The sequence below is a fragment of the Delftia sp. PE138 genome (assembly GCF_018320755.1).
GTDB lineage: Bacteria > Pseudomonadota > Gammaproteobacteria > Burkholderiales > Burkholderiaceae_C > Comamonas > Comamonas tsuruhatensis.
This window is the reverse complement of the sequence record NZ_JABEPN010000001.1, coordinates 1349166-1359753: the sequence shown is the minus strand read 5'-3', so window position 1 is coordinate 1359753 and position 10588 is coordinate 1349166. Positions and strand designations below refer to the sequence as shown.

Annotated in this window: 12 protein-coding genes; 11 read left to right on the top strand and 1 reads right to left on the bottom strand. The window is 65.9% G+C overall.

The features are described 5' to 3' along the window. Positions 1-329 precede the first annotated feature (329 nt). The 6 genes from HFGMBDPB_RS06110 (at position 330) to slmA (ending at position 6355) form a co-directional block, all read left to right on the top strand. The gene (locus tag HFGMBDPB_RS06110) at positions 330-1103 is read left to right on the top strand and encodes a glycosyltransferase family 2 protein (RefSeq protein WP_016446447.1); all 774 of its coding nucleotides are present in this window, start codon (positions 330-332) and stop codon (positions 1101-1103) included. Positions 1104-1108: 5 nt separating this feature from the next. Beyond that, on the top strand, positions 1109-2212 hold the full coding sequence (locus HFGMBDPB_RS06105; protein ID WP_016446446.1) for a glycosyltransferase family 4 protein: 1104 nt from the start codon (positions 1109-1111) through the stop codon (positions 2210-2212). 109 nt (positions 2213-2321) lie between these two features. Continuing rightward, positions 2322-3212 carry an acetylglutamate kinase gene (gene argB, locus HFGMBDPB_RS06100; RefSeq protein ID WP_012203251.1) on the top strand — a complete coding sequence of 297 codons (891 nt, stop codon included), beginning with the start codon at positions 2322-2324 and terminating at the stop codon, positions 3210-3212. 120 nt (positions 3213-3332) lie between these two features. Next, positions 3333-4052, top strand: a complete 720-nt coding sequence (locus HFGMBDPB_RS06095; protein WP_016446445.1) for a response regulator transcription factor — start codon at positions 3333-3335, stop codon at positions 4050-4052. A 37-nt stretch (positions 4053-4089) separates the two neighbouring features. Then, positions 4090-5577, top strand: a complete 1488-nt coding sequence (locus HFGMBDPB_RS06090; RefSeq protein ID WP_016451814.1) for an ATP-binding protein — start codon at positions 4090-4092, stop codon at positions 5575-5577. A gap of 82 nt (positions 5578-5659) precedes the next feature. Next, positions 5660-6355, top strand: coding sequence for a nucleoid occlusion factor SlmA (gene slmA / locus HFGMBDPB_RS06085; RefSeq protein WP_012203254.1), 696 nt, complete (start codon positions 5660-5662; stop codon positions 6353-6355). Positions 6356-6457: 102 nt separating this feature from the next. Here slmA and HFGMBDPB_RS06080 read toward each other — a convergent pair whose 3' ends face one another. Next, the gene (locus HFGMBDPB_RS06080) at positions 6458-6970 is read right to left on the bottom strand and encodes a Mor transcription activator family protein (RefSeq protein WP_074920493.1); all 513 of its coding nucleotides are present in this window, start codon (positions 6968-6970) and stop codon (positions 6458-6460) included. Between the two features lie 146 nt (positions 6971-7116). On the opposite strand from HFGMBDPB_RS06080, the gene HFGMBDPB_RS06075 reads away from it, so the two are divergent. From HFGMBDPB_RS06075 to HFGMBDPB_RS06055, 5 genes are all read left to right on the top strand, one after another. After that, positions 7117-7731, top strand: coding sequence for a S24 family peptidase (locus HFGMBDPB_RS06075; RefSeq protein ID WP_026062523.1), 615 nt, complete (start codon positions 7117-7119; stop codon positions 7729-7731). Positions 7732-8171: 440 nt separating this feature from the next. Continuing rightward, on the top strand, positions 8172-8657 hold the full coding sequence (locus HFGMBDPB_RS06070; RefSeq protein ID WP_017405922.1) for a hypothetical protein: 486 nt from the start codon (positions 8172-8174) through the stop codon (positions 8655-8657). A gap of 130 nt (positions 8658-8787) precedes the next feature. Further along, entirely contained in the window at positions 8788-9714 is a 927-nt protein-coding gene (locus tag HFGMBDPB_RS06065; RefSeq protein WP_012203258.1) for a phage tail tube protein, read from the top strand. Positions 9715-9757: 43 nt separating this feature from the next. Further along, positions 9758-10213: a hypothetical protein gene (locus HFGMBDPB_RS06060; RefSeq protein WP_012203259.1), complete on the top strand. Its 456-nt coding sequence runs from the start codon at positions 9758-9760 to the stop codon at positions 10211-10213. 50 nt (positions 10214-10263) lie between these two features. Continuing rightward, the gene (locus HFGMBDPB_RS06055; protein ID WP_237426668.1) at positions 10264-10533 is read left to right on the top strand and encodes a DUF1799 domain-containing protein; all 270 of its coding nucleotides are present in this window, start codon (positions 10264-10266) and stop codon (positions 10531-10533) included. The last annotated feature ends 55 nt before the right edge of the window (positions 10534-10588 follow it).

Here is a 10588-nt window from a genome sequence, read left to right as displayed (position 1 = left end):
AATCTCTCCGCTGGGAGCAGGTGCCGCGGCCATATTCATTCACGCCAGACGGCCTTGGCCAGTCCGCAGCGGGCAGCAAGCTGCGCCCACGTCAGGGCGCAAAAAATCCCGGAAGTCCGGGCGGCAGATTGTCGCGCATCATAATGCCGGCCACTGCAGTGACTGCATGGCATGGCCGGGTAATGACATATTGCGCGGCTGTTGCATTTTTTTGCATTACGGCATGGCCGCTGACGCTTGACGAAGGCCGTCGGCGGAATACTCTGTGCCGCCGTTTCTGCGGCGCGTGATTCCCGTGCGGGAATTTGAAGATCTGAAGGGCGGCATTGATGGGTTCATCGTTGGTCGTGTCGGTGGTGAGCCACGGACATGGCGCTCATATCCAGAGGCTGCTTGAGTGCCTGGCTTCGGCGCGCCTTGCTCCGGTGTCCCGTGTGGTGTTGACGCTCAACATTCCCGAGGCGGAGCCCCAGGCGCCCGTGGCCGGCTGGCCCTTTGCTCTGGAGATCCGGCGCAATGCGCAGCCTCTGGGGTTCGGCTGCAACCACAACCGGGCGCTGGCGAGCGCACGGGAGCCGTTTGTCTGCGTGATCAATCCCGATGTGTTCTGGAGCGAGCAGGAGGAGCCGTTGCAAGACCTTCTGGCGCTGGTGGCCCGTCCGGGACTGGCCCTGGCCTATCCCCCCCAGATCGGTGAAGACGGCGCGCTGCAGGATTTCGAACGGGAGCTGCCATCGCTGTGGAATTTGCTGCGGCGCAAGCTGCGCGGGCGCGTGGAGCGGCATGTGGAATGGGTGAATGCGGCCTGCCTGGTGCTGGGCCGGGACAGTTGGCTGCGGCTGCGTGGGTTTGACGAAGGTTTCTATATGTATTGTGAGGATGTGGATCTGTGCCTTCGCCTGCGGGTGCTGGGCGGAGAACTCAGGCGCGGCGGTTTGCCTGTGGTCCATGCGGGCCAGAGGGCGAGTCGGCGCAGCCTGCGCCACGGCGCATGGCACGTGGCCAGTTTGCTGCGGCTGTGGAGCCGGCCGGCCTACCGCAAGGCCAGGGCCCTGCCGCAGGCAGCGCCCTCGCTGCGCAGCCTGCGTGGAGAACCATCGTGATCTGGATGTCGGTACTGGCCTTCATGGTCTCCTTCATCGGCTGTGCGCTGCTGCTGCGCTGGGCCCGGCGGTCCGCAACGTCCTCCTACGGATACGACAAGCCTCAGCGTTTCCACATGGGCGAGGTGCCCCGGCTGGGGGGCGTGCCCATGTACCTCGGGCTGGCTGTCTCCTGGGGAGTCGGCACCTGGCTGAGCATGCGCGGAGATCCTTCGTCGCTGCGCATGCAGCTGTGGGTCGTCGTATGCCTGGCCGCCATGCTGCCGGCCGTGGTCGGCGGCGTCATCGAGGATGTCTCGCAGCGCCTGAGCGTGCGCTACCGGCTGGTGCTGACCCTGCTGAGCGCCGTGCTGGCTGTTTTGCTGTGCGGCCTCACCGTGCCCCGGCTCGGCTGGCCCTGGCTGGAACAGGCGCTGGGTCCTGCCATGCCCTGGCTGGGCATGGGCCTTGCGGTGCTGGCGCTGACGGGCCTACCCCATGCCTTCAATATCATCGACGGCTACAACGGGCTGGCGGGCATGGTGGCCACCATCATCTGCCTGGCGCTGGCCCATGTGGCCTTGCAGGTGGGCGACCGCACGCTGGCCGCCATGCTGGTGACGCTGGCCGCCGCCACCTGCGGCTTCCTGGTCTGGAACTACCCGCGCGGCATGATGTTTGCCGGCGATGGCGGAGCCTATGTCTGGGGCCTGGCGATTGCCCTGGCCAGCATCGCCCTGGTGCAGCGCAATTCCGCAGTCTCTCCATGGTTTCCCATGCTGCTGCTGATCTATCCGGTCTGGGAGACGGTGTTTTCCATTTACCGCAAGCTGATGCGCGGCATGTCGCCGGGCATGGCGGATGCGCTGCATTTCCACCAGCTTATCTATCGGCGCATGGTGCGCGGTGTGTTCGACGATGATCTGGCCCGGCGCATGCTTCGCCGCAATAACCGGACCTCCCCCTATCTGTGGGCCTTCACGCTGCTGACCGTGGTGCCTGCGCTGCTGTTCTGGAGCAATACACCGGTCCTGGTGGGTTTCTGCCTGCTGTTCGTGGTCAGCTACGTGGTGGCCTATCTGGCCATCGTGCGCTTCAAGCTGCCGGGCTGGATGCAGAACAATGGATGATGACCGGGCGCCATGGGCGTTCCGTCATCCGGGCATGCAACACTGCGGCGCAGTTGCGGCACAATGCCCGCCTTGTTGTTGACTACTTCCACGCCCCAGGGCTAGCACCATGAACGATATCCTCTCGATTGCCCCCCGCGACAAGGCCGAAATCCTCGCCCAGGCCCTGCCCTACATCCGCAAGTTCCACGGCAAGACCATGGTCATCAAGTATGGCGGCAACGCCATGACCGATCCGGCCCTGCAGGCCGACTTCGCGGAAGACGTGGTGCTGCTGAAGTTGGTGGGCATGAATCCGGTGGTGGTGCATGGCGGCGGGCCGCAGATCGAGACGGCCCTGAACCGCCTGGGCAAGAAGGGCGAGTTCATCCAGGGCATGCGCGTGACCGATGCGGAGACCATGGAAGTCGTGGAATGGGTGCTGGCCGGCGAGGTGCAGCAGGACATCGTGGGCCTGATCCACCAGGCCGGTGGCAAGGCCGTGGGCCTGACAGGGCGCGATGGCGGCCTGATCCGCGCACGCAAGCTCAAGATGGTCGACAACAAGGATCCGAACATCGAGTACGACGTGGGCCAGGTGGGCGACATCGTCTCCATCGACCCCAGCGTGGTGCGTGCGCTGCAGGATGACGCCTTCATCCCCGTGATCAGCCCCATCGGCTTTGGCGAGGAAAACGAGAGCTACAACATCAACGCCGACGTGGTCGCCAGCAAGCTGGCCACCGTGCTGCAGGCCGAAAAGCTGGTGCTGCTGACCAACACCCCCGGCGTGCTGGACAAGGCCGGCAGCCTGCTGACCGACCTCACGGCGCGCGAGATCGACGCCCTGTTCGCAGACGGCACCATCTCGGGCGGCATGCTGCCCAAGATCAGCGGCGCCCTGGATGCCGCCAAGGCCGGCGTCAACGCCGTGCACATCATCGATGGCCGCGTGCCGCATGCCATGCTGCTGGAAATCCTGACCGACCAGGCCTACGGCACCATGATCCGCAGCCATTGAGGCCCGATGGCGCGGACTTTGCGGTTCGCGTTACCATCGCGCATGGCCCGGGCGTGGTCTGACGGCCTGGGCCGGTCTGCTGCAAGCCGCCTTTGGGCGGCTTTTGTTTTTAGGTTTGATATGCGTTTGCTTCTTGTGGAAGACGATGTGATGGTGGCCAGCGGCATCAAGCTGGGGCTGTCCGATGCGGGGTATGCCGTGGACTGGGTCGGCAGTGCCGAGCGCGCCCTGGAGGTGCTGGCCCAGGAAGCCTTCGACCTGGCCGTGATCGACATCGGCCTGCCCGGTATCGACGGGCTGGAGCTCACGCGCCGCCTGCGCAGCAGCGCGGTGGAGAGCTCGGCCATGCCCGTGCTGATTCTGACGGCGCGCGACGCGCTGCAGGACCGCGTGCAGGGCCTGGACCAGGGCGCCGACGACTACATGGTCAAGCCCTTTGAGCTTCCTGAACTGCTGGCCCGGCTGCGCGCGCTGCTGCGTCGGTCACAGGCAGCCACATCGGCCGTCCTCAGCTTCGGTCCCATCGAGCTGGACACGGCAGGCCGCCGCGCCGGCGCGCGCCAGCCTGCACAAGACGATGAGAGCGAGGGAAAGCTGCTGCCCATCGACCTGGGCCCGCGCGAATGGACCGTGCTGGAATACCTGCTGATCCACGCGCCCAAGCCGGCCAGCAAGGACAAGCTGCTGCAGGCGCTCACGGGCTGGGACCGAGAGATCACGCCCAATGCGGTCGAGGTCTATGTCTCTCGCCTGCGCAGCAAGCTGGAGCCGCACGGCGTGGCCCTACGCTCCATCCGGGGCTTCGGCTATCGGCTGGAACTCTCGCATACCGTTGCCTGATGCGGACATGGCGCATGGCCCCAGGCGCTGACCGCCCATGACAGCCAATCTGCGACTTCGCCTGCTGGTGCTGCTGGTGGTGCCGCTGACGCTGCTGGCGCTGATGGGCGGCTGGTTCGGCTACCGCTCGGCAGACGAGGCCTCCACCCAGCATGACCAGCGCCTTTTGCGCCTGCTGCCCGCGCTGGCCGACTCCGTGCTGGCACCGTCGATTGCCGAGGGAACGCCGCCGCTGGTCGCGCTGACGCCCGCCATCGAGGAAGTCTTGCGCCAGCGCGGCAACGACGTCGGATATGCCGTGGGCGACCTGCAGGGCCATGTCGTTGCCGGCGACACCTGGATCCGCTTCGATGTGCCTTCCACGCCGCTGGCCGAGTTCCACAGCCAGGAGCATGACGGCCTGACCTACCGCGTGGCCGTCATGCGCGCCGAAACCTATGGCGCCGGTGAAATGGTGCTCGTGCTGGCCGACGGTGGCGACGTACGCCAGCAATGGGTGCGCCAGTTGCTGCTGCATGTGCTGCTGCCCAGCGTGCTGCTGATCGCGGGCGCTGGCATTGCCATCTACTGGTCGGTCAGCCGGGCCTTCCGGCCGCTGCTGACCCTGACCCAGGCTGTGGAGCGGCGCTCGCCGCGCGACCTCAGTCCCATCTCTGAGCACAGCTCGCCCGCCGAGGTCCGCCCGCTGGTGCGCTCGCTCAACCGATTGTTTGCACTGGTCAACGCCCAGGCCGAAGGCCAGCGGCGCTTTGTGGCCGATGCCGCCCATCAATTGCGCACGCCTCTGGCGGCCTTGCAGGCCCAGGTCGAGGCCTGGGCGCTGAGCGCGCAGGCTGCCCAGGCCGAGGCGAGGCGCAAGGGCACCGAGGCCCAGGTGGTGCTCAGCGTGACGCAGATCGAGCAATTGCGCGACGCCACGCGGCGCACCTCGCAGCTGGCACGCCAGCTGCTGGCGCTGTCACGTGCCGACGCCCGCAATGCCGAAGTCCAGCCGCTGCAGCAGGTGGACCTCAAGGACCTGTGCGAAAGCATGCTGGAAATGTTCTTCGACCAGGCCAGCGCCAAGGGGCTGGACTTCGGCCTTGACGTTGCTCCGGCCAGTGTCTGGGGCCACAGCTGGCTGCTGCGCGAACTGGTGTCCAATCTCGTGGACAACGCCATCAAGTACACGCCGCCCGGCGGCAGCGTCACGCTGCGCTGCGGCATGTACCATGGCGCGGGGCAGTCCGCGGATGAGCCGCCAGGGTGGGCCTTCCTGGAGATCGAGGACGATGGCCCCGGCGTGCCCGAGGCCGAGCGCTCGCAGATCACGCAGCGCTTTTACCGCGCCCAGGGTGCGTCCGGCGATGGAACGGGGCTGGGATTGGCGATTGCCGATGAAATCGCCCTGTTGCACCAGGGCACTCTGGCCTTTGGCGCCGGCGCGCAGGGCAAGGGCCTGCTGGTACGCTTGGAGCTTCCATTGCAAATGCCGGCCGTGCTCTCGGAAACAGTAGCAGCGCAGCCAACAGGGACGCGATCCTGACGGTTGCGCTCATGGGGACAGCTTTGTGCGGAGTTGCCGCCGAGGGCTGTGAGAGAATTACTTACAAATAGTTGATCTGCTTATGTCCGAGTCTGAAGTCCTGTCGCCTTTATCCGCTCCTGGCGCTGATGTCGTTTCCGACGAAGCCGCCTCCGCTTCCGCCCCCACGCCTGCGCGCAAACGCCCCAAACCCGGGGAGCGGCGCGAGCAGATCCTGCAGGCGCTTGCGGCCATGCTGGAAAAGCCCGGCGCAGAACGCATCACCACGGCAGCGCTGGCCGCTCACCTGGGCGTCAGCGAGGCGGCCCTGTACCGCCACTTCGCCAGCAAGGCACAGATGTTCGAAGGCCTGATCGAGTTCATCGAGCAATCCGTTTTCACGCTGGTGCAGCAGATCGTCGGGCGGGATGTGCCGGAGGAAGAGCGGCCCGCAGTGGATGGCATGCGCCAGGCCAGCCGCGTGATCTCGCTGGTGCTGCAGTTCGGCGAGCGCAACCCCGGCATGGTGCGCGTCATGGTGGGCGATGCCATCGTCTTCGAGCACGAGCGCCTGCAGGCCCGCATGAACCAGTTCTTCGACCGCATCGAATCCACGCTGCGCCAGTGCCTGCGCCCCGCCGCCGGTGCGCTGGGCTCCTCCGCCCCGACGGTCGATGCCCAGGTCGCCGCCAGCGTGCTGACGTCGTTCGCGCTGGGCCGCCTGCAGCGCTACGCGCGCTCGGGTTTCCGCCGCCTGCCGACCGAGCATCTGGAAGCCAGCCTGGCCTTGATGGTCTGAACATGGCCCAGCGGACCCCAGGGTCCGCTTTGCAGCAAAGCCACCCGCTTGCGCCGGTGGCTTTTTTGCGACCAGGGCCTTGCTTCTTCGCGGTGGCAGTGCTCAGCCGGCAAGATTGCGCCGTCGCCTGGCCGGTGCTGTCACGCCCAGCGCCGCAACGATGCGCCCCACCTGGCCTTCCGTAATCCCATGCTCGGCAGCCAGTTGCCGGGCCGTCTTGTCCGTGGCGTAGTCTGCGGCGATACGCTGGTTGCGTAGTGCCTGCAGTGCGCGCGCTGCCCTGGGCAGCTGGAAGTGGGGCAGGCCTCCATACTCACGGGCGAGCTGGAGCAAGGCTTTCACGCCTATGGTGGCCGCATAGGGATGCTCGGGTGTGACCTTGTCCGGCGTGGGAACGTAGATGCGCAGCCCACCCCAGCGCTGCACCAAGGCCATCGTGGGCTGCAGTCCGATCAGGCGCTCGAAGTCCTGCAGCAGGGGTGGGAGCAGATCACTGCAAGTGCCATGGCGCGGGTCAATGGCAGCTGCTGCGGGCGTGGGTATGCCGATGGTGGGGGGCAGGGCAGCAGGCCGAAAGCCCTGGAAGACAGGTGCCGGATGGTGTTCGGAATGCATTTTGGCTGTACGCTCTTGGTTCAAAAGGAAACGGTTCAATTTGAACCATATTCTTGGTCCATAACGAACCACTGTCAAGATTCGCCATGCCTGCAAAACCTGTGACTGATGCGCTTACATCCAACGTTGATGAGGTACTGGCGCGCATGGCTGAAGCCTTGGGACCCGACTGGATGGCCGGCATGGAGGTTCAGCCTGAAACGGTGCGGACATGGCGCAAGCGCGGGGAAGTGCCAGCACGGCAACTGCTGCGGGCCTCGCAGCGAGCGGGCCGGCCGCTGGAGTATTTCAACGGCACGGGCGCGGCGAAGCCTGTCGCTCGGCATGGTGGGGCGGCCGAAGACGAGTTCACGCAGATCGAGATGCTCGATGCGCACGTCAGCGCAGGGCATGGGGCCGTCAACGGCCCTGACGAGGTGATAGGCCGCTTCGCCTTCCGTTCGTCCTGGCTGCAGTCCAAGGGGCTGGGCAGACACAACGCCAAGATCGTGCGTGCCCGTGGAAGATCCATGGCGGACCGCATCAACGACGGCGACATCCTGCTGGTCAACACCTCGGTCGATACGCTGACCCAGGATGGTGTCTATGTGATCGAGCTGGAGGGTGAGAACTACGTCAAGCTGCTGGAGCGCGACTTCAGCACGGGCGGTGTGCGCATCGTCAGCTACAACCCCGCTTATCCGCCCCAGGTTCTGGAAGGCGAAGCGGCCAACCGGCTGCGCATCTGCGGCCGGGTTCTCTGGCACGGCGGAGAACTCTAGCCCCCGGGCCGTGCCGCTCGGCACCGCTCCAGAGACTTTGCCGCAGGCCTGAGGCGACCTGGGCGTTTCCGTCTTCTCTCGGCCTTTCTCGTCCTCCTCTTTCGTGCGTCCGTGCCTACCCGAGCGGCAGGACGTTTGCGCTTGCCTGGCCGTTGGGATGTGCCGGGCCAAGGCACATGTGCCTGGCATCCAGGTCCGCTGCGCCTGAGAAGGCGCGCGCCTGTGGACGCTGAAACCGGGCCTGCATATGCAGGCCTTATTCATTTTTGCCTACCTCGGCACAGTCACTCCATCGCAACGACGCATCTTTTTCTGCGTCCCCCAACGGAGTGACCCATGTACGCCATCGCACAACTGTTCCTGCTCTTTGCCGCTCATCTGCGGCCCATCGTGGCCGAGGCTGCGGCGAGCGTGGCAGCGGCCTTTCCGGTGCTGCGCCCATGAATGCACTGGCCCAGCATCGCAACGCCATCGTGTCCGTCCTGGCCTCGGTGCCGCAGATCGGCGTTGTACAGGACCGCGAACGCCATGCCGCCAGCGATGCCGAGCTGGCCGCCCTGTTCACGTATACGCCGCCTGCAGCAGGCACGGCCCATGTCCGCGGCTGGTGGCTGCGCAGAAGCAGCACGGTCGAGCACGGCAGCAGCACGGCCCGCACGGTAAGCGTGCACCAATGGACGCTGCATGGCTACCTGGCCATCGCCGACGCCCAGGCCAGCGAGTTGCTGCTGGACGACCTGGTCGAGCAGTTCCGCGCCCTGGTGCGAGCCGATCCGACCCTGGGTGGCGTGTGCCAGCCCGGTCCCCTGGCAGGCAGCGACGACAGCACCGATGGCGTGCAGGTCATGCGTGCCGAGCCGGTGGATTTCGCGGGAGTGCGTTGCCACTCCGTTGTCCTGCAACTCAGAACCTGGAGCTACCTGTGACCTGCACACCACCGAACCGGGCCTAGACCGGACACCTCGCAACTTTCCCGCAACCCCTGTGGTCCGCGGCGCTGGAGAACGGCGCCCAAGGCCGCGAAACCTTTCCTCATCTCTTCAAAGGATTTTCCAAATGGCAGCAAAGATTATGCGCAAGATGGCCCTCCTGGCCCTGGTTGAAACCGTTGTCGGCACGGCCGTCGTACCGCTGGCGGCCAATGCCATGCTGGTCAGCGACGTGACCCTCACCCCCATCGAGGGCGACGTGGTCGAGCGCAACAACATCCGTCCCTTCTTCGGCTCCAGCGGCAGCACCCTGGTCACCGAATACCAGAAGGTGGCGTTCTCCGTGGAATTCGCGGGTGTGGCCGCAGCGGGCGAGCGTCCCGGCGTGACCGACCTGTTGCGTGCGTGTGCCGCCAGCGCCAGCACCGAGACTGGCGTGAAGACAGTCTTCTCTCCCGTGACCGACGGCATCCAGAGCGTGACCATCTACGGCAACGTGGACGGCACCCTCTACAAGATGCATGGCGCACGCGGCGAGGTGGAGTTCAGCACCGATGCCAAGGCCATTCCCAAGTGGAAGTTCGAGTTCACGGGCTCCTTCGTCCCCGCCGTGGATGAGGCCCTGCCGGCAGTGGACTACAGCGACTTCGTCGCTCCCCTGGGCGTCAACAAGACCAACACCCAACTGACCCTCGACGGCCTGGCGGTGGCCTGCAGCGCCTTCAGCTTCAAGTGCGGCAACCAGGTGGTCAAGCGCGACCTGATGAACGTGGACACCGTGGAAATCACGGACCGAAAGTCCACGGGCAGCGTCACCTTCGAGAACACCAGCGTGGCCACCAAGGACTGGATCGGCCTGGCGCGCGCCAGCGCCATCGTGCCCGTCACGCTCAAGCATGGCCCCGGCGCCACCAACACCGTCAGTTTCAAGAGCGCGCGCGCCCAGATCGGCAAGCCGACCTACAGCGACAGCGATGGCGTGCAGATGATCACGATCCCCCTGTCGTTCATTCCCTCCGACGCGGGCAACGACGAATGGTCCATCGAGATCTGACGCCTCACCTCCCTGCCTGACAACTACACATCCAAGGATCACCATGGCCGTCAAGATTTCCGGGCTCAAGCCCACCATCTCCGTTCCCGCAACGCTGTACCTGCCCGTCGATGAGGGCAGGTTCGGAGCCCATCACTTTGCCGTCGTGTTCAAGCGCCTGGGCAAGGCGCGGCGCGACGAGATCAATGAACTCATCGTCGTCGGCAAGCCCGCCACGCAGCCCGATGGCTCGCAGGAGGTACGGCGCATGACCATCCCTGAACTGCTCGACGAAGTGGTTGTGGGCTGGGAGGGGATGCTGGGCGACGAAGGAACACCCGTGCCCTACAGCCGCGACGAGCGCCTGGCGGCCGAGGAGGCCTACCCGGGACTGGAGCAGGCCATGGCCGTGGCCTGGTTCGACGGACTCAACGTGCACCAGCGGGATGCCGCCACAAAAAACTCCGTGGCGCTGTCCGGCATCACCTCGGCCTCGACGGCGCAGACCGCTATCTCGTAGACGACGAGCTGCGCGCCCAGTGCGCGCAGATGGGGATCGACCCCGACCGGATGGTGCCCGGCGATCTGCAACGGCAGCACCCCGAGGACTACGAACTGTGGCCGGAGCATGCGATGGCCTGGAGCGTGTACCTCGGCTGCTCCACCCAATGGCGTAGGACGGCCACGCCCTGGGGCCAGTGGCACTGGGACGGGCTGGACTACGCCGGGGCCGAGATCGTGATGCGCCGCTACGCGGTGCCCGCCGCGCAGCGCGGCGAGGTCTTCGCGCAATTGCAGGTACTGGAGGCGCAGGCGCTGCGCCAGCTCAACCGGGGCTGAGGCATAGGGGCCTCGGCTCCGGCCTTTCAAGACAAACACAAGCGGTCAAGCATAC